Origin of the sequence: Nitratireductor arenosus (genome assembly GCF_009742725.1) — a bacterium.
GTDB lineage: Bacteria > Pseudomonadota > Alphaproteobacteria > Rhizobiales > Rhizobiaceae > Mangrovimarina > Mangrovimarina arenosa.
Window position 1 is genome coordinate 19817 of the sequence record NZ_WPHG01000006.1, and the last position, 21435, is coordinate 41251.

The window sequence follows — 21435 nt, forward strand, 5'->3', positions numbered from 1 at the left end:
CCTGCCCCACGATCCGCGCCGCCGCGGCAACCAATGGCAAGACGCACGATGCTGAACGAATTGAGGCCGGAGCCTCTGCGATCCCCGGCGCTTGACGGGCTTGAGGGGATTCGCCACGGTTTTTTCACCCGCGCGGGCGGCGCCTCAATGGGACTTTACCGAGGTCTCAATGTCGGCCTCGGCTCGCATGACGACCGCCAGACCGTGCTCGAAAACCGAGCCCGCGTGACGGCATGGCTTGGCGTGCCGGCCGCGAATCTGTGCACGCCGCATCAAATCCACTCGCCCGATATCGTCGTCGCCGACGCACCGTTCGGCACCGAACGGCCGCGGGCCGACGGCGTGATCACGGCCAGGCCGGGCCTGGCGATCGGCATCCTGACCGCAGATTGCGGCCCGGTGCTTTTCGCCGACCGCTACGCCGGCGTGATCGGCGCCGCCCATGCCGGCTGGCAGGGCGCGTTGCACGGCGTGCTGGAAGCCACGATTGCGGCGATGGTGGAGCTTGGCGCGCGCGCCGAACGCATCGTTGCCGTGCTCGGCCCGGCGATCAGCCAGGCGAATTACGAGGTCGGCCCCGAGTTCGTCGCCCGTTTCACGCTTGCCGATCCGGCCAACGACCGGTATTTCACCGCGTCGACGCATCCTGGTCATGCCATGTTCGATCTCAACGCCTATACGCTCGACCGGCTCGGCAAGACCGGCGCACAAGTCTCGCAGCTAACCCGTTGCACCTACGCGGAAGAGAACCTTTTCTTTTCCTACCGCCGCACCACGCATCGCAAAGAAGCCGACTACGGCCGTCAGATCTCGGCAATCGTCCTGGAGGAGAAGTGATGGCATTGCATTTCGAGCGCTCCGAATTCGACGCGCGCAAAGACCGCCTGCTGATCGAGATGGCCGATCGCAAGCTCGACGCCATGCTGCTGTTCGCGCAGGAAAGCATGTACTGGTTGACAGGCTACGACACGTTCGGCTTTTGCTTCTTTCAATGCCTGGTGGTGAAGGCCGATGGGCAGATGGTGCTTCTGACGCGTTCGGCCGATCTGCGCCAGGCGCGCCACACCTCGATCATCGAGGACATCCGCGTGTGGACGGATCGCGACGGCGCCGATCCGACCGTCGATTTGCGCAACCTTCTGAACGACCTGGATCTACTGGGATGCCAGATCGGCGTCGAATACGACACACACGGCCTGACCGCCTTCGAAGGCCGCCGGCTCGACGAACAATTGCGGACATTCGGCAAGATCGCGGATGCCTCCGGCCTGGTCGGCCGCCTGCGCCTGTTCAAGAGCCCGGCAGAGATCGCCAAGGCGACCAAAGCGGCGCAACTCGCCGACGACGCCCTTGACGCGGCGTTGCCGCTGATCAAGCAAGGCGGCGACGAAGGCAAGATCCTGGCCGCCATGCAAGGCGCCATCTTCGCCGGCGGGGGCGATTATCCGGCCAATGAATTCATCATCGGCTCGGGGCCGGACGCGCTCCTGTGCCGTTACAAGGCCGGCCGTCGCAAATTGCGCAAGAACGACCAGCTCACACTGGAATGGGCCGGCGTCTTCCACCACTACCACGCCGCGATGATGCGCACGGTCGTGCTCGGCAAGGTCTCCAAACGCCAGCAGGAACTGTTCGACGCCGCCCGCGACGCCATGGCGGCCGTCGAGGAAGCGATGGTGCCGGGCAAGACCTTCGGCGATGTGTTCGACGCCCATGCGCGAGTGATGGAAAGCCACGGCCTGACCCGCCACAGGCTCAATGCCTGCGGCTATTCGCTTGGCGCGCGCTTCACCCCCTCATGGATGGACAGGCCGATGTTCTACGCCGCCAATCCCGAACCGATCGCGCCCGACATGACGCTGTTCGCACACATGATCATCATGGATTCCGACACCGAAACCGCGATGACGCTGGGCCGGACCTATCTGACCACCGACGGCGCGCCCAAGTCGCTGTCACGCCACGACCTCGACTTGATCGTGCGTTGAATGCCGCCTTGGCCGGCGTCTTTCACTGTTCAATCGCAATGTGAAAGACGTTAAACTTACACGAAGCCAAACGACGGGAGAGCCAGGGAAGATGCGCCAGACGACGACGCGCGTTGGATGCTGCCTGCTTCTATGCGCGCTCCTGGCGGCCTGCAACAGCACCGAGGCCACGCTCGACCCCGCGAAAGCCGGGACCGACAAGCGGGCCGGCACGGTGAATGCGCTCGCCCCGCAGGAGACGGCCAACGGCGTCGCCGCGCCGGGCGCGGCCGGCACCATCCCGCCGCAAACCGCCAATCTGGCGCAGGCCGATGTGCGGCTGCAATTCGCACCCGTTGTCGGCGCGACGGTTCAGGCCGCCACGCCGCTGGCACAGCGCATTTCGCAACGCGCGAGCCAGCGTGGGCTTGCAATCACACCTGGCGGCGCCAATCCGCCCACCCATCTGGTAAAAGGCTATTTCTCCGCCATCACCGAAGGGCGCGAGACGATGGTGATCTTCGTGTGGGACGTGCTCGATCCGGCCGGAAACCGCCTGCACCGCATCCAAGGCCAGGAAAAGGTCGGCTCGGTCGCGCCCGATCCCTGGTCGGCCGTGCCGGCGGCCACGATGGAAACCATCGCCGAGCGCACCATCGACGAATTGTCGGGCTGGCTTTCGAGCCGCGACGGGTAGTTCTTCCGGCCCCGCCATGGCGTGCCGCCGTTTCGCCAGGTTGGCGATCTCGGTCGGATGGAAACCCTTTCTTTGGATTAGCCCGAGAATCCTGCCGCGTGCGCTTGCAATAGCGCCGCTGATCGCTAAAAGCCGCCTACATACCTTGCCGACCGCCGGGGACGCTGCATGAAACTTTTCGCGGGCAATTCCAATCGGGTGCTGGCCGAGGCCGTCGCCCGATACCTGAACACGCCGCTCGGAAAAGCAAGCGTCAGGCGCTTCGCGGATCAGGAAATATTCGTCGAGATCCAGGAGAACGTACGCGGCGAGGATGTCTTCGCGCTGCAATCGACGTCCTATCCGGCCAACGATCATCTGATGGAAATGCTCATCATGATCGATGCGTTCCGCCGTTCCTCGGCGCGCCGTATCACCGCCGTTATCCCCTATTTCGGCTATGCCAGGCAAGACCGCCGCGCCTCCGGCCGCACGCCGATCTCGGCCAAGCTGGTCGCCAACCTGATCACCCGGGCCGGCGCCGACAGGGTGCTCACCCTCGACCTGCATGCCGGCCAGATCCAGGGTTTTTTCGACATACCGACCGACAATCTGTTCGCCGTGCCGGTGCTGGCGCGCGACGTCAAGGCGCATTACGACCTCGCCAACGTCATGGTTGTGTCGCCCGATGTCGGCGGCGTGGTGCGCGCCCGTGCGCTCGCCAAGCGCATCGACGCGCCGCTCGCCATCGTCGACAAGCGTCGCGAGCGGCCCGGCGAATCGGAAGTGATGAACGTGATCGGCGACGTGCGCGGCAAGGACTGCCTGCTGATCGACGACATCGTCGATTCGGGCGGCACTTTGTGCAACGCCGCCGACGCGCTGTTGGGCAATGGCGCCACCAGCGTCACCGCCTACATCACCCATGGCGTGCTTTCGGGCGGGGCGGTGGCCCGCATCGCCGGCTCCCGGCTCAAGGAACTCGTGATCACCGATTCGATCCAGCCGACGTCCGGCGTCCAGGCCGCGCATAATGTCCGCGTCGTGACGATCGCAGACCTGATCGGCGAGGCGATCTCGCGCACGGCGAGCGAGGAATCGGTCTCCAGCCTGTTCGACTGACGCAGGTTCACGCTAGACGGCGACAAGCCGGACTGCCATTCCGGCCAGCGCGGCAAGCCCCAAGACCACGATCATGTTGGCCCGCAGCCAGATCAGGGCCAGGGCGGCGGCAAGCGCGATCGCCGCCGCAAGGGGATTGAACCCCACCGGATCGGGCACCGGCCATTCGAACGGGCCGAACCGCGCCTGCCCGACGGTCGCAAACAACACGTGCAGCGAAAACCACAGCGCGAGGTTGGCGATGACGCCGACCACGGCGGCCGTCACCGCCTCGAGCGCGCGCGCCAACCAGCGCACCGCGCGTACCGTTTCCACATAAGGCGCGCCGGCGAATATCCACAAAAAGCAGGGCACGAAGGTGAACCACAACGTCACCAGCGCGCCGCCAAGCCCGCCCGCCAGGGGCTCCAGTCCCGACAGCCGCGCCCCGCCGAGGAAGCCGACGAAGACCAGAACCAGGATCAGCGGCCCCGGTGTGGTTTCCGCCAGGCCGAGCCCGGTCAGCATCTCGTCCGGCCGCAACCAGCCGTGCACCTCGACCGCCTGCTGGGCGACATAGGCGAGCACGGCATAGGCGCCGCCGAAGGTGACGGTGGCCATCTTGGAAAAGAAGCCGGCCTCCTGGGCATAGACATGCGCGCCGCCCGCCACGGCCGCGATCGCAAGCAGCGGGCCGAACCAGATCGCAAGCCAGGTGACGATAGTGGCGAGGAGCCGGCGCGCGCTGGGTCGCGCCCATTCGGGCACCGTCACGTCCGCCTCCGGCATACCCGCCGTCCCTCGCCCCCCGACCTTGCCGCCAGCAAGATGCAGGGCCGCTCCGGCGGCAGCGGCCAGGACGATGATCAGCGGAAACGGGATTTTCAAGAAGGCGATGCCGACGAAGGCGGCAAGCGCGATCAGGGCCATCAGCGGCCCCTTGATAGCCCGTCTCGACACTCTGATCAGCGCTTCCAGAACCACAGCGAGCACCGCCGCCTTGAGACCGAACAGCAGCCCCTGGACGAGCGGCACGTCGCCGGCGACGAGATAGGCCGCCGACAAGGCGGTGATGACCAGCGCGCCGGGCAGAACGAATAAGAGCCCCGCGATCAGTCCGCCGCGCACCCCGTGCCCCAGCCAGCCGGCATAGGTGGCAAGCTGCATCGCCTCGGGGCCCGGAAGCAGCATGCAATAGTTGAGCGCATGCAGGAACCGCGCCTCGTCGAGCCATTTCTTCTCCTCGACCAGGATGCGATGCATCAGTGCGATCTGCCCGGCGGGCCCGCCGAAGGACAAGAGGCCGATGCGCGCGAAGGTCGCGGTCGCCTCGGCAAGGCTCGGCGACGAGGCCGGGCGGTCCGACTGGATCGCCATCACGCCATCCTCGCCGGCCAATTATGGGTTTCACCGGCGGCGTGGCGGCACCAGCCGTAAAGCGCGTCATAGATGATCATGCCCTTCTCGAGCTGGACCAGATCGTCGGGTTCCGTCGCCGACAGCCCAAGCGACAGGGCAAGCAACCCCGCCGCCTCGGGTTCCAGGTCGAGCATGGCCGTATCCGCGCCACGGACAATGCGCGCAAGGTGGTCAAGCGCCGCGTCGGCAAGACCGAACGCCGCGATCATCGTGTCGAATGTGCAACGCTCGCCGCGATGCGAATAAGGGACGTCGGCGACGTCGTAGGGAATGGCGCCGATTTCGCCGGCCACGTCGCCGACCCATTCGGCCGCCACGAAATGAAACACGGCCTGAGGGTCGACAAAACGGCGGATCAGCCAGGGGCAGGCGATGCGGTCGATCTTGGGCCGTTCGCGGGTCACCCATACGCTGACACGGCCCGACACATCGACACCGTCGACATCATTGGCGACTGTTACCCCGCCGGCCCGTACATAGGCGTCGAAACCGCCCTCGAGCACGGCGACCTCGACTCCGGCGACGGCAAGCGCAGCGGCCGCGATTTCGCTGACATTGTGTCCGTGGGCGCAATAGACGACCACGCGTCGGCTGGCGCCCAGGGCCGGTAGACGGGCCGCCGCGTCGCCGGCATCGCGTTTGATCGAACCGGCGATCCGCCGGCCGCTTTCACGGTAGGCCTGCTCACGACGCACGTCGATCACGACCGGCCAGGCGCCCGTACCGGTGAGGGCGATCAGGTCACTGCACGAAAATCTTCGAGGCATGGGATATCCTCCGCAAAAAGCCTGCGAAGGCGGAGCTTGGGCCGAAGCCTCAACGGGGAGTCCACCCATGCCCCCGTACCCGGCAGGCTATGCCAGGCAAGCGGGTGTTTCAAGCGCAATCCCCGAACAGCCCGCCTTCATTCCGGGTTTGAAGCGCCCCCGTCGCGGAACGCCTCGCGTACGGCATCCACCATCCCGTCGACCGCGGCCCCGTTGGAGCGTGGATTGCGGTAGAGCACCACGCGCGAGGTGTCGATGTCGCCGAATCCTTCCGCCGGGCCGAGTTCGCGGCATCCCTGCGGAATGTTGCTGCGCGAGATCGGTGCGATCGCCAGGCCCGAGGCGACGGCAAGCTTCAACCCGCCGCTGGTGTCGCTGCGATAGGCGACGCGATAATCACGCCGGCGCTGTTGGAGCGAGCGCATGGCAAATTCGGTGCACCAGCCGCTGGATTCATACAGCGCGATCGGCAGTGGGCGTTCCAGGTGCTGATTATGCTCGTCGGAGGTCACCCACACGGTCGGGTCGATCCGCAACGTCTCGCCGCTCGGATTATCCTCCCACTCAAAGACAATGGCGAGATCGAGCTGGTTGGCCTTGAGCGCGGTCAAATTGCGGTCCGAAGGCCCGTAATGGGCGGTGATATCCACTTTCGGGTGAATGCGCGCAAAACTTCCAAGCGCCAGCGACAACACTGAATATCCGTATTCTTCCGGCACGCCGATGCGCACACGACCGCTCAGCGACGGCGCGCGGAACGAGGCCTCGGTCTCCTCCAGCAAAGCAACAACACGGCGCGCGTAGGGCAGAAGCTGTTCGCCCTTGCGGGTCATGGCGACGCCGCGCGAACCGCGTTCGAACAATTGTTCCCCGACCGTTTCCTCGAGCCGCTTGACCTGCATGCTCACGGCCGACTGGGTCCTGCCGATACGGTCGGCTGCATAAGTGAAGTTTCCGGTGTCGGCCACGGCCACGAATGTGCGCAACTGATCGCTGTCGAGTTGAATCGCCTCGTTCCTTCATAAATTATGTTGATGTCAGACATAACTGCAATTCGTTTGAAACATGTCAAGGCTGCACCTATCTCATGGGCAATTCAACGCATGAGGTGGTCGCCATGGCCCTCACATTCGACTTTCAGACAGGGAATGGTTGGTTCGCACGGCGCATGAAAACGCCCGGCGTACCGGCTGCGCCCAAACTCGACGCACCGACGCGCGCGCTTCTGGCAAAACACGACGACCGGCTGTTGCACGATATCGGCATCAGCCGCGCCGAGCTTCAGGGGCAGGACGCGGTCGTATTCGACGATCTGGCGCGGCAGCGCCGGCTCTGGCAGCTTTGAAACTTGCCTGCCAACAACAAAATACCGATGCGCGGAACGGATCAGGCCGCAGCGAAAGACCGATGCTGACCGTGGCGCAGCGAAGCGTCATCAGGGTCTGACAATCGCACAGTTTTCGGAGATCGCACTCTCCTCACTCCCCGCCGGTTTTCGGGCCGGCGGGTCTTTTTTGTTTGCTCACGGATCGTAGTCGGCATCGACCACCGGTTCCTGCCATGCCACCGTCTCGCCGTCGAGCGCCTCCTGCATGGCAATGTGGGTCATATTCGTCTCCGGCCCTGCGCCATGCCAATGCCGCTCCCCGGGGGCGATCCATAGCGTATCGCCGGGTCTCAGCGCGACGATCGGCCCGCCCTCGCTCTGCGCCCGCCCGGACCCCGCAACGACATGAAGGGTCTGGCCGAGTGGATGCGTGTGCCAGTTGGTGCGCGCGCCGGGCTCGAAATGCACGACGAGCGCGCGCAGCCGCGCCGGTGCCGGCGCCTCCACGATCGGGTCCTGCCACACAGTGCCGGTGAACCAGTCACTGGGCGCGCGTCGCGAGGGCCGCGAACCGCCAGAGAAATGTTTCATCGCTCGTCTCCTGCCTCCCAAAGGGGTCGCCCGGATTTGGAGCCCAAGCGACCGCCCCGTCAAGCCGCGGCGTCTCCACGAGGGTCCCGCCGCTCAAGGCCGCGCCGGATTGCCTCCCGCAGCGCCGGCGGGCTTCTTGCCTTTTGCGACGTGTTCGCCTATAGCACCGCCACCCGCGTAGACACCCTTGGAGGCACCGCGGCGGAAGGCCGCCCGACCGGCGGCTTTCGACGTTTACGGGACTGGCCCAGCCAACCGTGAACGCTCCAGCAACGCGAAAGGAAAAGCCATGAGCGAGAGCTACGAGCTCACGGCCGAGGCGCGCGAACGGGTCGGTAAGGGGTCCGCCCGCGAAATTCGGCGCAACGGTAAGATTCCCGCCGTCATCTACGGCGAAAAGCAGCCCCCGCTGCCCATCACCCTGCCCTACAAGGAAGTGCATCTGCGCATCACCTCCGGCGGGTTCATGACCACGATCGCCACGATCAACGTCGACGGCAAGAAGATCCAGGTCCTGCCCAAAGACTACCAGCTCGACCCGGTGCGTGATTTCACCATGCATGTCGACTTCTTGCGGGTCGGCAAGGGCACGATCGTCACCGTCAACATCCCGGTCCACTTCGAAAACGAGGACGAATCACCCGGCATCCGCCGCGGCGGCGTGCTCAACATCGTGCGGCACGACATCGAATTCACCTGTCCGGCGAACGCGATCCCCGATGCCATCACCGTCGACCTGACCGGTCTCGAACTTGGCGATTCCGTCCACATTTCGGCCGTCAAGCTGCCGGAGGGCGTCAAGCCGACGATCACCGATCGCGATTTCACCATCGCCACGATCGCGGCCCCCGCCGGCCTGAAGTCGGAAGAGGACGCGGAAGCGCCCGAGGCACCCGAGACCGAGATCGTCGGCGAAGAGAGCACCGACGGCGAAGGCGAGAACGAGGCGGAATAGGCCCGGCCTGCCGGGAGCGTGCGAGCAGTGTTGATCTTTGCTGGCCTCGGCAATCCCGGCCCGAAATACGAGAACCAACGGCACAATGTCGGGTTCATGGCGGCGGACGCGATAGCCCGCCGCCATTCCTTTTCGCCCTGGTCGAAAAAGTTCAAGGCCGAGATCGCCGAGGGCCGGCTGGGGGATGACAAGGTGCTGCTGGTCAAGCCGCAGACCTTCATGAACCTGTCCGGCCAGGCAATCGGCGAGGCGCTGCGCTTCTACAAGCTTTCGCCCGCCGACCTGGTCGTCTTCTACGACGAACTCGATCTCGCCCCCGGCAAGGTCAGGATCAAGATTGGCGGCGGGTCCGGCGGCCATAACGGCATCAAGTCGATCGACGCTCATTGCGGCAAGGATTATCGGCGCGTGCGCATCGGCATCGGCCATCCGGGCGATAAGGCACTGGTCCACAATCACGTACTCGGCGACTTTGCAAAGGCGGACCGGACCTGGCTCGAACCGCTGCTCGACGCCACGGCCGACAGCGCCGCCCTGCTCGTCAAAGGCGACGATAATGGCTTCATGAACAAGGTCAGCCTGGCGGTGCCCGGCGCGGCGAAACCGGGCCGCCCGGCAGCCGCGACCGTCAACAAGCCTCAGGCGAAGGGCCAAAGCCATATCCGCCAGGCCCGCCCCCAAACCCCGACAACGCCACTGCCCGAAAGCGGACCGATGGCGGCGATGTTGAAAAAACTGTTCGGCAAATAGGACGACCGGCACATAGCCTGCGCCGCGCGCTTTCGGCACCACCGGCGGGTGCTACGCCCGCCAGGCGGAAAGACCTTGACGATCATCAATCCTTTCGCCCATACGCCGGGGCGATTTCTGGCACAGGACCTCTGCACCATGGGTTTCAAATGCGGCATTGTCGGCCTGCCCAACGTTGGCAAGTCGACGCTTTTCAACGCCCTGACCAAGACCGCGGCCGCGCAGGCAGCGAACTATCCCTTCTGCACGATCGAGCCGAACACCGGCGAGGTGGCGGTGCCCGATCCGCGAATGGCCCCGATTGCCCGCATCGCGGGCTCGAAGGAGCTGATCCCGACCCGGATATCGTTCGTCGACATTGCCGGCCTCGTGCGCGGCGCGTCGAAGGGCGAGGGACTCGGCAACCAGTTCCTCGCCAATATCCGCGAAGTCGACGCCATCGTGCATGTGCTGCGTTGCTTCGAGGATGACGACATCACCCATGTCGAAGGCCGCATCGATCCCGTCGCCGATGCCGAGACGGTCGAGACCGAACTGATGCTCGCCGACCTGGACAGCCTGGAACGGCGCATCGTCCAGACCCGCAAACGCGCCACCGGCAAGGAGAAGGAAGCCATCGCGGCGCTGCCGATGATGGAAAAGGCGCTCGCCCTGCTCCAGGACGGCAAGCCGGCGCGCCTGCTCTTGTCCGGCATCGCGGCGGAGGATTTGCGCATCCTCCAGACTCTGAACCTTCTGACGTCCAAGCCCGTGCTTTACGTGTGCAACGTCGCCGAGGGCGACGCGGCGACCGGCAACGCGGCCAGTGCGGCGGTCGAGACCATGGCCGCCGCGCAAGGTGCCCGCGCCGTGGTCATCTCGGCCGCGATCGAGGCCGAGGTCGCCCAGCTGCCGGACGCGGAAGCAGCGGAATATCTCCAGGCGATGGGGCTCGAGGAGCCGGGCCTCGACCGGCTGATCCGCGAGGGTTATGCGCTGCTCGACCTGATCACCTTCTTCACCGCCGGCCCGAAGGAAACCCGGGCCTGGACCGTGATGAAGGGCGCGAAGGCGCCGCAGGCCGCCGGCGTCATCCACACCGATTTCGAGCGCGGTTTCATCCGCGCCCAGACGATCGCCTATGACGACTATGTCGGCCTCGGTGGCGAGACCGCCGCCAAGGAAGCCGGCAAGGCCCGCGACGAGGGCAAGGAATATGTCGTCCAGGACGGCGACGTGATGCTGTTCAAGTTCAACACGTGAGTGGCCGCACACTTTACGCCGCCCGGCCGCTGGTCCAACTTGACCCGCGATGAACACCCAGTCCCATGTCCTGATGGGCGCCGCGTTTTTCGGCCGTCCCCTGCCACGTCTGGCCTGGGCGGGGGCCGCCGGCGGCATCCTGCCCGACCTGCCGATGTACACGATCGTGGCCGTGCTTGGCCTGCTCGGCTATTCGGTTTCCGACATCTTCGATCGCCTGTACTGGGAACCGTGGTGGCAGATCGCCAATGCGATCGGGCACAATTTTCTCCTGTGGGGCGCGCTCACGATCGGCTCCGCGCTGGTGATCGTCCGGCGCCGCGCCGGCCAGCCCCCGGCGCCCTCTCCCGCGCCCGATAGCGAAACGGCCGGCGCCGCGGCGCTCGTCTTCGCGTTTTCGGCCTCCGCCCTGCTGCATTCGCTGATCGATTTCCTCACCCATCGCGCCGACGCGCACATGCATCTCTGGCCGCTGTCGGACTGGCGCTTCCGTTCGCCGGTGTCGTATTGGGATCCGGACTACTACGGCAACTGGTTCGGCCTGTTCGAGGCCGCGCTCGGCGTCGCGCTGATTGTCGTGCTTTTCCGGCGCTACCGCGCGCTGCCGCTGCGTGCCGGATTGCTGGTCGTGCTCGGACTTTATGTCGCCGTACCGGCCTTTTTCTACCTCACCCATCACGGATGACGCCGGCGCCCGCTCTGGCCCCACCGAACGCGCAGCGATAGCGCTTGCGCAGCGGCCGCAAACCGGCGAAAACCCGTTCGCACTTGAACAGGTTTTGCGATGACGGACACAAAGATCGCCTATGAGGATTTCGAGGTCGGCGGCACGATCGAATTCGGTCCGCGCGCCGTGCTGGCCGAGGAGATGATCGATTTCGCGACGCAGTACGATCCCCAGCCCATGCATCTCGACCAGGCTGCCGGCGAGGCCAGCCTGCTCGGCGGGCTCGCAGCCTCCGGCCTGTTCACCGCCTCGATCTTCATGCGCATGATGTGCGACGGCTACCTGCTCAATTCCACGTCCCAGGGTTCGCCCGGGCTCGACTATGTCAATTTTCGCCGCCCGCTGATGGCCGGCGACACGGTGCGCGGCCGCACGACCGTGCTGGCCAAGCGCGAATCGACCTCCCGGCCCGGCCTCGGCTTCGTCTCCGTCAAGCACGAGCTGTTCAACCAGAACGACGAGCTGGTCTGCGAAATGGCCAATACCGGCATGTTCCTGATGCGCGGCGGCGGGGCGCCGGCATGACGCTCGACGCGGCACTGGCCATCGGCGAAACGATAACACTCGGTCGTCACGTCTTCGAAGCCGACGAAATCAAGGCGTTTGCGTCGAAATACGACCCGCAGCGTTTTCACCTCGACGAAGAGGCCGCCAAGGCGAGCGTCTTCGGCAAATTATGCGCCTCGGGCTGGCATACGGCCGCCATGTGGATGAAACACAACGTCGCCTCCTTTCCGGCCACGGCCGAACGGGCACGGGCACGCGGCGCCACCCTCACCTTCGGTCCGGCCGCCGGGCTGCGCGAGCTGAAATGGCTGAAGCCGGTCTATGTCGGAGACGCCATCACCTTTACCCGCACCGCCGAAAGCCACCGCACACTGGTGTCGAAACCCGGCTGGCGGCTGCTGTCGAGCCGCTGCGAGGCCCACAACCAGAACGGCGAGCCGGTGATGCGTTTCGTATCGCTGACGCTGGTGAAGGCCGAGTAGGCTCAGCCGCCGTCGACGCGCCGGCGCGTTTCGGCATCGACCAGCGCGCGCAATCGGCTGAGCAGCGGATCGCGGCTGGTCTGCGCCACGCCGTAATCGAGATTGAAGGCATAGTCGAAATCCGGCGGGTTGCGGCCGATCAGGTGCTGCAGCATCGTCTCCAGCTTGTCGAACCCCTTGGCCAGCGCCGCCTCCGGCGAAGTGGCCGCATTGTATTCGTCCCAAAGGGCCAGCATCTCGGCGCGCAGATCGTCCGGCAGCGGCGCGCACAGCGTTTCCAGATCGGCACGTTCGCGTTCGGCCCGGCCGTCGTCGCCGGCCTGGTGAATCGCCGGCACGTCGCCGGAAATCGCCTCGCCGAGATCGTGGACGATGCACAGTTTGAGCAGCCGAAGCAGATCGCGACCGGCCAGCTCGCGCTCGAACATGAGGGCCAGCAGGCACAGCCGCCAACTGTGTTCGGCCGTGCTTTCGGCGCGGCCCTGTCTGGTCACGCCGCTGCGCAGCGTATCCTTCAGCCGTTCCGCAGCCTGGATGAAGGCGATGATCCCGGCAAGGCGGGCGGTGTCTGGGAGCGCAGGTGATTCCATCGCCTCAGGCTAAAACCCTTCCTCTTTAAATGGAATCGTTTGACCCCGGGATTTCGCCGACCCGCCGGAAGCGTGCGCACGAACGCGGAGAGCCGTTCAATGCCCGTCATACGAGATCAGGGTCCGGACCGGGACGTCAAGCGTTTCGAGCTTGGACCGTCCGCCGAGCTCCGGCAGGTCGATAACGAAACAGGCAGCCACGATATCGGCGCCCATCTGCCGCAAAAGCTTGGTCGCACCCTCCGCCGTGCCGCCGGTGGCGATCAGGTCATCGACCAGCATCACCTTTTCGCCCGGTGCGACGGCGTCGCGGTGCATCTCCATCTCGTCGATGCCGTATTCGAGGCTGTAGGCGACCCGCACGGTCTCGTGCGGCAGCTTGCCCTTCTTACGAATCGGAATGAAGCCCGCCGAAAGCTGGTGCGCGATCGCCCCGCCCAGGATGAAACCCCGCGCCTCGATGCCGGCGATCTTGTCGATCTTGGTGCCGGCATAGGGATGCACGAGCTCGTCGACGGCACGGCGGAAAGCACGCGCATTGCCGAGCAAGGTGGTGATGTCGCGAAACTTGATGCCCGGTTTCGGATAATCCGGGATCGTGCGGATCGCGTCGAGAAGCGTTTCTTCCAAGCTTATATTCATGGCCCCTGCCCCGTTGCAGGACAGTTTTGACGGTAGCCGCGGCAAAAGAAAAGGGCGCTCGAGGCGCCCTTCCCAGAAATCACGCGGACAAACCGTCCGCTCAGTGCTCGATCCGCGACCAGACCTTGCGCTTGGTGAGATAGACCAGCCCCGCGAACAGGAGCAGGAAGACGATCACCCGGAAGCCGGTCTTCTTGCGGTCTTCCATATGCGGCTCGGCCGCCCACATCAAAAACGCCGACACGTCCTTGGCGTACTGGTCGACGGTTTGCGGCGAACCGTCGTCATAGGTCACCATGTCGTCGAACAGCGGCTGCGCCATGGCCAGCGACGCGCTGCCGATGAAATAGGGATTGTAATAGGTGCCTTCCGGCACGTTCAAACCTTCCGGCGGCGTCTCTTCATAACCGGTAAGCAGGGCATGGATATAATCCGGGCCGGCTTCGGCATATTGAGTGAACACGTCGAACACGAAAGTCGGAAACCCGCGTTCGACCGCACGCGCTTTGGCGATCAGCGAAAAATCGGGCGGTGCGGCCCCGCCATTGGCGGCCGCGGCTGCCTCCGCGTTCGGGAACGGCGCGGGAAAATAATCGGCCGGGATAGCCGGCCGGTCGAACATGTCGCCGCTGGCATCCGGCCCGGCCTGCACGGTGTACTCCGCCGCGAACGCCTTCACCTGCGCTTCAGAATAGCCGAGGTCGTGCAGCGTGCGGAACGAGACCAGGTCGAGCGCATGGCAGGCCGAACAGACCTCCTTGTAGACTTTCAGACCGCGCTGGAGCTGCCCCTTGTCGTAAGTGCCGAATGGGCCGGCAAACGACCAGTCCAGTTCTTTCGGCTTCTTGATCGGGAAATGCGTCGGCTCCGCCTGGTCGTGCGCGTCCTCGGCCGCGAAAGTCGGTCCGGCCAGTCCGGCGAAGACGAAGGCGAGCGCCGCGAAACCGCTCAGGATGGTCTTCATGCGGGAATTCCTTTCAAGCTTCACGGTCCTCGCCTCAGGCATTCTTGTCCGGCGCCGCATTCGCCCCATCGGGCAGCGCGGCCGCGCTTCCGGCGTTGCGCGCCAGCACAGCCTCGGTGATCGATCCGGGCAGCTTGCGCGGGGTTTCAAGCAGGCCGAGCACTGGCATGATGACGATGAAGAAGGCGAAGTAGTAGAGCGTCGCCACCTGCGCCATCACGACATAGGTGCCTTCCGCCGGACGCGAGCCGAGCCAACCCAGAAAGATCGAGTCGAGCACGAACACCCAGAAAAACAGCCGGTACCACGGACGGTAGACGGCCGAGCGCACCTTCGAGGTGTCGAGCCACGGCACCACGAACAAGACCGCGATCGCGCCGAACATGGCGAGTACGCCGCCGAGCTTGGAATCGATCGGCCCGATGTTGAAGGTGATCGCCCTGAGGATCGCGTAGAAGGGCAGGAAGTACCATTCCGGCACGATGTGGGCCGGCGTCTTCAACGGATCGGCCTGGATGTAATTATCCGCGTGGCCGAGGAAATTGGGAATGTAGAAGACGAAATAGGCAAACACGATGAAGAACACCACCATCGCGAAGCTGTCCTTGATGGTCGCGTAGGGCGTGAAGGCCACCGTATCGGTCTTCGACTTGACCTCGATGCCGGTCGGATTGGTCTGACCGGTCACGTGCAACGCCCACACATGCAGCACGACCACGCCGGCGATCATGAAGGGCAGCAGGTAATGCAGCGAGAAGAAGCGGTTGAGCGTCGGGTTGTCGACCGCGAAACCGCCAAGCAGCAGCTGCTGGATCCACTCTCCCACCAGCGGAATGGCGGTGAAGAAACCGGTGATGACGGTCGCGCCCCAGAAGCTCATCTGGCCCCAGGGCAGCACATAGCCCATGAAGGCGGTCGCCATCATCAGGAGATAGATGATGCAGCCCAGGATCCACAAAAGCTCTCGCGGCGCCTTGTAGGAGCCGTAATAAAGGCCGCGGAAAATGTGGATATAGACGGCAACGAAGAACATCGACGCACCGTTGGCGTGCAGATAGCGCAGCAGCCAGCCGGAATTGACGTCGCGCATGATCTTTTCGACCGAATTGAAGGCCAGCCCCGTATCCGACGCATAATGCATCGCCAGCACGACGCCGGTCAGGATCTGCGCCACCAGCATGATCGAAAGAATGCCGCCGAACGTGTAGGCGTAGTTCAGGTTGCGCGGCACCGGATAGGCGACGAAGGAATCGTACATCAGCCGCGGCAGCGGCAGACGCTTGTCGATCCAGCGTTCGAATGCGGTGTTGGGTTTGTAGGTGGAATGTCCGCCGGCCATGATGCTCTTCCCCAGGTCCTCAGCCGATCCGAATGGTGGTGTCGGAAACGAATTCGAAGATCGGCACGGCCAGGTTTTCCGGCGCCGGGCCTTTGCGGATACGCCCGGCCGTATCGTAGTGCGAGCCGTGACACGGGCAGAACCAGCCTCCGAAATCGCCTGCCTGGCCGAGCGGAACGCAGCCGAGATGGGTGCAAACGCCGACCATGACGATCCAGTTCTCCTTGCCTTCACCGGCCGAACGGTCGAGATCCGTCGCCGGCGCGTCGGAGGAGATGTTGGCGTTGCGGGCAACCGGATCCTTGAGCTCGTCGAGTTCGACGCCGGTGGCGGCCTCGATCTCTTCGGCCGTGCGGTTGCGGATGAAGACCGGCCGCCCGCGCCATTTGGCGGTAACCGACATGCCCGGCTCGATCGCCGACACGTCGACCTCGATCGTCGACAGGGCGAGGGTCGAGGCATCCGGGCGCATCTGATCGATGAACGGCCAGACCACGGCACCGGCGCCGATCACGGCCGCCGTCCCGGTCGCCACATAAAGAAAATCCCTGCGGTTGGGATCGTGGGTTTCGTTGACGCTCACAGGTCCTGTTCCTCTCGCGATTGTGAGCCGCACCCCGCACCCCGGCATCCCGGATCGGGGTTGTCCATGCGCACGCGCACGGACGGGCTGGAATCCCGGCAATTGGCGATGGTTTCTAGGCGCGATGGTTTCGCTTGTCCATATGATTGCCGAACAGGTGGGCAGTTTGTCGCGGGCTTTTTTGGCGCAAGCCGAACGATCACCGGCGTGAGGCCGGACAGCGCGCGCCCAGGTGGTTTTTTCCACACCGACGACCGGCTCTACCGCGCACCAAGCCGATCCAGCACCGCGCGCTGAATGCCGCATTCGCGGATCACATCGTCATGCCGGCGTATGCCGCACAATTCGCGCTGGATGAAATAGCCGTGAACGGCATGGCATGGCCACCGCCATCAACGCCTGGCTGCGCTCGGGTGCCGCCCCATCGACGCTGGAGGGAAGTCGGGGCTCACGTCACATCGTGCCGCCGGCACAGCCGAGCGCCGACGAGCAGGTGACCATCGCGAGAGCGCCCAACCAAACCCACCTACTCCGCCGCGATGCGGCCGGGCAGGAATCCGCCCGACTGGCGTTTCCACAATTGCGCGTAAAGACCGCGTTTGGCCACAAGCTCGGCGTGGCTGCCGTCCTCGACGATGCGGCCCTCGTCGAGCACGACCAGCCGGTCGAGCGCCGCGATGGTCGACAGCCGGTGCGCCACCGCGATCACCGTCTTACCCTCCATCATGCGCTCGAGATTGTCCTGGATCGCCGCCTCGACTTCCGAATCGAGCGCCGAGGTCGCCTCGTCGAGGATCAGGATCGGCGCGTCCTTCAGCATCATGCGCGCGATCGCGATCCGCTGGCGCTGGCCGCCCGACAGTTTCACGCCGCGTTCGCCGACATGCGCGTCGTATCCCTTGCGTCCCTTCTGATCGGCAACCTCGACAATGAAATCGTGCGCGGCGGCGCGTCTGGCCGCCTCGACGATCTCGGCCTCGCTGGCGCCCGGCCGGCCATAGGCGATGTTGTCGCGGATCGAGCGATGCATCAGCATCGGCTCCTGGCTGACCACACCGAACTGGGCCCTGAGCGAGCCCTGGGTCAGCGTGCGGATATCCTGACCGTCGAGCAGGATGCGCCCGCCCTCGACGTCGAACAGCCTGAGCATCAGATTGACGATGGTCGTTTTGCCCGCACCCGACGGCCCGACCAGCGCCATGCGCTCGCCCGGCCTTACATGCAGGTCGAAGCCCTCTATCACGCCGGCGCCCTTGCCGTAGTGGAAGGTGACGTTTTCGAAGCGGATGTCGCCCTTTGCGCGCGCCATCGTCGCCGCGCCGTCCGCGTCGCGGATCGCCGGCAGCACGGAGATCGTGCCGGTCGCGTCCTGGATGGTGGCGTAGGAGCGGATCAGGCCGTTAATGTTGAACATCATCCAGCCCGACATATTGTTGAGCCGGAAGACCAGCCCGAGCGCCGCGGCGATCGCCCCGGTCGAGATCGTGCCTTGCGTCCAGTTCCAGACCGCGATCGTACCGACCGAGGCCATCATCGCGCCGTTGAGGAAATTCACCGCCGCGCGCACCGTGGTGATGGCGCGGGTGAGCCGCACCACCGCGTTGAAGAAGCCCTCGAGCCCGTCGCGCACGAAGGCGTGCTCGCGCCGGCCCGAATCGAACAGCTTGACCGCCACGATATTGGTGAAGGCGTCGACCAGCCTGCCGTTGAAGATCGAGCGCTGGTCGGCCGTCGCCCGTCCCGCGCGCCGGAGCCTGGGCAGCAGATAGCGGATGATCATCAGATAGCCGGCGAACCACAGCGCCACCACCAGCCCCATCAGCGGATCGAGCGCGATCAGCAGCGAGGTCGCCAAGATGACGAAGGTCAGGAAGGACCATATCGACTGCAGCACGGAGACGATGAAGTCGCCGACGGCCTCGCCGCCCTGCATGATCTTGGTGGCGATGCGCCCGGCGAAATCGTTCTGGTAGAACTCATACGGCTGCTCGATCACGCGGCGGAAGGCCTGCCAGCGCACCATGGCGAAAAAGCCCGGCACGATGATCTGCTGTTCCACGACCGCCGCGCCGACCATCACCGAGGCGCGAATGACGAAGACGAGCACAAGCAGCCCGACCAGTTCGGGCCAATGCTCAGCGAACAAGGTGGCCGGCTCCGCCCTGTCGAGCAGGTCGACGAGCCAGCCGATCGACCAGTAGAGCCCGGCGTCGACCGCGCCGACCAGTCCGCCGGTGATCAAAAGCAGCACGAACGGCCCCTTCGCCTGGCGGGCGAAATACAGGATGAAGCGCCAGGCATCCTTGGGCAGGACCTCCTGCTCGGTGTCGTGGAACGGGTCGATCACGCCTTCAATCCGCCGCCAGAAGCGGTCGGGCTTGTCGTCCTGCGAGGCGCGATGCCTATCCGTCGATGCCGTCATTGCCCTTGTCTATCCGATTCCTTTTCCATCCGCCCCCGCCCGAAGAGGCGGGGGCGGATGGATTTCGAGCATGCTTCATTCCGCGGCCTGCGCCGTGTCCAGATCGAGGAAACCACCGGACTGTCGTTCCCACAATTGGGCGTAGAGCCCGCCCTGCGCAAGCAACTCCTCATGCGTCCCCTCCTCGATGACGCGGCCCTTGTCCATCACCACCAGCCGGTCCATCGCCGCGATGGTGGACAAGCGGTGCGCGATCGCGATCACCGTTTTGCCCTCCATCAGCCGATAGAGGTTTTCCTGGATCGCGGCCTCGACCTCCGAATCGAGCGCCGAGGTGGCCTCGTCGAGAATCAGGATCGGCGCGTCCTTCAGCATGACGCGCGCGATAGCGATCCGCTGGCGCTGGCCGCCCGACAGTTTCACGCCACGCTCGCCGACATGGGCGTCGAACCCTTTGCGGCCCTTCGGGTCGGTCAGTTCGGCGACGAAATGCAGCGTCTCCGCCTTCGCCGCCGCGTCCAGCATCATGTCCTCGGTCGCGTCCGGCCGGCCATAAAGGATGTTGTCGCGCACCGAGCGATGCAGCAGGGAGGTGTCCTGCGTGACCATGCCGATATTGGCCCTGAGCGAATCCTGGGTGACCCCGGCGATGTCCTGGCCGTCGATCAGGATGCGTCCGGCCTCGATATCGTAGAACCGCAGCACGAGATTGACCAAAGTCGACTTGCCCGCACCCGAGCGGCCGACCACGCCAACCTTCTCACCCGGACGGATCGCAAGCGACAACTGCTCGATGACGCCCTTCTCCTTGCCGTAATGGAAACGGACATTGTCGAACACGATCCCGCCCTGCGAAACCTCGAGCGGGCGGGCGTCCGGCTTGTCCTCGACCAGCCGCGGCAGCGAGATCGAATTGATGCCGTCGCGCACCGTGCCGATATTTTCGAACAGCGCCGACAATTCCCACATGATCCATTGCGACATGCCCCAGAGCCTGAGCACCAGGCCGAGCGCGACGGCGATCGCGCCGACCGTCACAGCCTCGGCGAGCCACAGCCAGATGCCGAGCGCACCGACCGCAAACAGGCACAGCGAGTTCAAGACGTAGAGCACGCCGTAAAGCCCGGTCACCAGCCGCATCTGCCGGTAGACCGCGTCGAGGAAGCTGGCCATGCCGTCGCGGGCGTAGCTCGCCTCGCGATTGGCATGCGAAAACAGCTTCACCGTCTGGATATTGGTGTAGCTGTCGACGACGCGGCCGGTCATCAGCGAACGCGCGTCCGCCTGCACCTCCGCCACGCGACCAAGCCGCGGCACGAAATAGCGCATCAGGAAGATGTAGGCGACCAGCCACGCCGCGATCGGGGCCGCCAGTCGCCAGTCGGCCATCGCCACGATGAACAGCATGCCGGCGAAATAGACGGTGACGTAGTTCAGCACGTCGAACAGCTTGATGACGCATTCGCGCACGGCGAGCGCGGTCTGCATCAGCTTGGTCGCGATGCGGCCGGCGAATTCGTCCTGGTAGAAGGTCATCGACTGTTTGAGCAGGTAGCGATGCACCTGCCAGCGGATGCGCATGGGATAGTTACCCATCAGCGATTGCTGGCTGACCAGCGAGTGGAGCCACACCATCAAGGGCAGCGCGAACAGCACGACGGCGCCCATGCCGGCGAGCTTCCAGCCTTCCTCCTGGAGAAAGGTGGCGCGGTCCTTTTCCGCCAGCCAGTCGACGATGTTGCCGAGGAAGGAAAACAGCCACACCTCGGCGATGGCGATCAGCGCCATCAGGATCGCGGCCGGCACGAGAGAAGGCCAGGCGCCACGCGTATAATGCAGGCAAAACGCCATCAGCGTGCGCGGCGGCTCTTCCGGCTCGTCCGGCGGAAACGGATTCAGTCTTTGTTCAAACCAGTGAAACATGGTTGGCCTCGAAAAAATCAATATAGGTCGAAAGAACGCGGGCAGGAGCGGTCGGAACCCCCGTGCTGCCAGCATGTGTCAGGAGACGTTTCGGTCCGCGCCAACAGATCCGGCTCGCGCGCCGCACCCCACGGTGCCGCCGCCGCGATCGCAAGTGCCAGCGCCACGAGGCTCGCGGCGACAAGCGTACCAGCCAGCAGCGCCGACAAATCCGCGCCTGTGCGGTCACGCGGGATCGGATGGGAGGCAAACGGCAATGACATGGATCGAATCCTTCGAGGTCGGGAACGGGACCCGGCGGGATTCGAAACGTGGCAGCTCTACATCTTTGGAAGCGTCGACCCGAAACCCGCCGTCAGGCGTGATATCCGCCCATGGGGCAGACTGTGGATAGCAACATCATGATCGCCATATCTGCCTCCGCGGTTCGGGTTGACGAGGACGGTCGTATAGCCTTTTTC

The 21435-nt window shown here is 64.8% G+C and carries 22 protein-coding genes and 1 pseudogene; 11 read left to right on the forward strand and 12 right to left on the reverse strand.

Going from position 1 to position 21435, the window contains the following annotated elements; all coding sequences use genetic code 11:
• The first annotated feature begins 48 nt into the window (after positions 1–48).
• The 4 genes from pgeF to GN330_RS19735 all read left to right on the forward strand — a co-directional run bounded on the left by pgeF (position 49) and on the right by GN330_RS19735 (position 3765).
• Positions 49–837, forward strand: a complete 789-nt coding sequence (gene pgeF, locus GN330_RS19720; protein ID WP_156714723.1) for a peptidoglycan editing factor PgeF — start codon at positions 49–51, stop codon at positions 835–837.
• Entirely contained in the window at positions 837–1988 is a 1152-nt protein-coding gene (locus tag GN330_RS19725; RefSeq protein WP_156714726.1) for a M24 family metallopeptidase, read from the forward strand. The genes pgeF and GN330_RS19725 overlap by 1 nt, the downstream gene beginning before the upstream one ends.
• Positions 1989–2079: 91 nt before the next feature.
• A complete protein-coding gene (locus GN330_RS19730) occupies positions 2080–2664 on the forward strand; it encodes a hypothetical protein (protein WP_156714728.1) in 585 nt (194 codons plus the stop codon).
• Between the two features lie 168 nt (positions 2665–2832).
• Entirely contained in the window at positions 2833–3765 is a 933-nt protein-coding gene (locus GN330_RS19735; RefSeq protein ID WP_156714730.1) for a ribose-phosphate pyrophosphokinase, read from the forward strand.
• A 12-nt stretch (positions 3766–3777) separates the two neighbouring features.
• Here the strand turns inward: GN330_RS19735 and chrA are convergent, their stop codons facing one another.
• The 3 genes from chrA to GN330_RS19750 form a co-directional block, all read right to left on the reverse strand.
• Complete coding sequence (gene chrA, locus GN330_RS19740; protein ID WP_156714732.1) at positions 3778–5121, reverse strand: chromate efflux transporter; 1344 nt, start codon at positions 5119–5121, stop codon at positions 3778–3780.
• On the reverse strand, positions 5121–5930 hold the full coding sequence (locus GN330_RS19745; protein ID WP_156714734.1) for a chromate resistance protein ChrB domain-containing protein: 810 nt from the start codon (positions 5928–5930) through the stop codon (positions 5121–5123). The genes chrA and GN330_RS19745 overlap by 1 nt, the downstream gene beginning before the upstream one ends.
• 137 nt (positions 5931–6067) lie before the next feature.
• Positions 6068–6916: a LysR family transcriptional regulator gene (locus GN330_RS19750; protein WP_156714736.1), complete on the reverse strand. Its 849-nt coding sequence runs from the start codon at positions 6914–6916 to the stop codon at positions 6068–6070.
• A 131-nt stretch (positions 6917–7047) separates the two neighbouring features.
• Here GN330_RS19750 and GN330_RS23545 point away from each other — a divergent pair, with 131 nt between their 5' ends.
• Entirely contained in the window at positions 7048–7275 is a 228-nt protein-coding gene (locus GN330_RS23545; RefSeq protein WP_197435254.1) for a DUF1127 domain-containing protein, read from the forward strand.
• A 177-nt stretch (positions 7276–7452) separates the two neighbouring features.
• Here the strand turns inward: GN330_RS23545 and GN330_RS19760 are convergent, their stop codons facing one another.
• Positions 7453–7848 carry a (R)-mandelonitrile lyase gene (locus GN330_RS19760; RefSeq protein ID WP_156714741.1) on the reverse strand — a complete coding sequence of 132 codons (396 nt, stop codon included), beginning with the start codon at positions 7846–7848 and terminating at the stop codon, positions 7453–7455.
• A gap of 289 nt (positions 7849–8137) precedes the next feature.
• Here GN330_RS19760 and GN330_RS19765 point away from each other — a divergent pair, with 289 nt between their 5' ends.
• The 6 genes from GN330_RS19765 (at position 8138) to GN330_RS19790 (ending at position 12511) form a co-directional block, all read left to right on the forward strand.
• Positions 8138–8803, forward strand: a complete 666-nt coding sequence (locus GN330_RS19765) for a 50S ribosomal protein L25/general stress protein Ctc (protein ID WP_156714744.1) — start codon at positions 8138–8140, stop codon at positions 8801–8803.
• A 27-nt stretch (positions 8804–8830) separates the two neighbouring features.
• Positions 8831–9553 carry an aminoacyl-tRNA hydrolase gene (gene pth / locus GN330_RS19770; protein ID WP_343040958.1) on the forward strand — a complete coding sequence of 241 codons (723 nt, stop codon included), beginning with the start codon at positions 8831–8833 and terminating at the stop codon, positions 9551–9553.
• A gap of 138 nt (positions 9554–9691) precedes the next feature.
• Complete coding sequence (gene ychF / locus GN330_RS19775) at positions 9692–10795, forward strand: redox-regulated ATPase YchF (RefSeq protein ID WP_156714987.1); 1104 nt, start codon at positions 9692–9694, stop codon at positions 10793–10795.
• Positions 10796–10844: 49 nt separating this feature from the next.
• The gene (locus GN330_RS19780; RefSeq protein WP_156714745.1) at positions 10845–11480 is read left to right on the forward strand and encodes a hypothetical protein; all 636 of its coding nucleotides are present in this window, start codon (positions 10845–10847) and stop codon (positions 11478–11480) included.
• Between the two features lie 99 nt (positions 11481–11579).
• Positions 11580–12047 carry a MaoC family dehydratase gene (locus tag GN330_RS19785; protein ID WP_156714747.1) on the forward strand — a complete coding sequence of 156 codons (468 nt, stop codon included), beginning with the start codon at positions 11580–11582 and terminating at the stop codon, positions 12045–12047.
• A complete protein-coding gene (locus tag GN330_RS19790; RefSeq protein ID WP_156714749.1) occupies positions 12044–12511 on the forward strand; it encodes a MaoC family dehydratase in 468 nt (155 codons plus the stop codon). The genes GN330_RS19785 and GN330_RS19790 overlap by 4 nt, the downstream gene beginning before the upstream one ends.
• Before the next feature lie 2 nt (positions 12512–12513).
• Here GN330_RS19790 and GN330_RS19795 read toward each other — a convergent pair whose 3' ends face one another.
• From GN330_RS19795 to GN330_RS19825, 8 genes and pseudogenes are all read right to left on the reverse strand, one after another.
• Complete coding sequence (locus GN330_RS19795) at positions 12514–13101, reverse strand: HD domain-containing protein (RefSeq protein ID WP_156714751.1); 588 nt, start codon at positions 13099–13101, stop codon at positions 12514–12516.
• Between the two features lie 96 nt (positions 13102–13197).
• A complete protein-coding gene (locus GN330_RS19800) occupies positions 13198–13743 on the reverse strand; it encodes an adenine phosphoribosyltransferase (protein ID WP_156714753.1) in 546 nt (181 codons plus the stop codon).
• 100 nt (positions 13744–13843) lie between these two features.
• Positions 13844–14707 (reverse strand): cytochrome c1, encoded by an 864-nt coding sequence (locus GN330_RS19805; RefSeq protein ID WP_156714755.1) that lies wholly within the window; start codon positions 14705–14707, stop codon positions 13844–13846.
• 34 nt (positions 14708–14741) lie between these two features.
• Positions 14742–16046: a cytochrome b gene (locus GN330_RS19810; RefSeq protein WP_156714757.1), complete on the reverse strand. Its 1305-nt coding sequence runs from the start codon at positions 16044–16046 to the stop codon at positions 14742–14744.
• A gap of 19 nt (positions 16047–16065) precedes the next feature.
• On the reverse strand, positions 16066–16629 hold the full coding sequence (gene petA, locus GN330_RS19815; protein WP_343040960.1) for a ubiquinol-cytochrome c reductase iron-sulfur subunit: 564 nt from the start codon (positions 16627–16629) through the stop codon (positions 16066–16068).
• 260 nt (positions 16630–16889) lie between these two features.
• A pseudogene (locus GN330_RS24145) lies at positions 16890–17003 on the reverse strand (DUF6665 family protein); the annotation flags it as partial.
• A gap of 152 nt (positions 17004–17155) precedes the next feature.
• Entirely contained in the window at positions 17156–19051 is a 1896-nt protein-coding gene (locus GN330_RS19820) for an ABC transporter ATP-binding protein (protein WP_156714761.1), read from the reverse strand.
• 75 nt (positions 19052–19126) lie between these two features.
• On the reverse strand, positions 19127–20974 hold the full coding sequence (locus GN330_RS19825) for an ABC transporter ATP-binding protein (RefSeq protein WP_156714763.1): 1848 nt from the start codon (positions 20972–20974) through the stop codon (positions 19127–19129).
• Positions 20975–21435 lie beyond the last annotated feature (461 nt).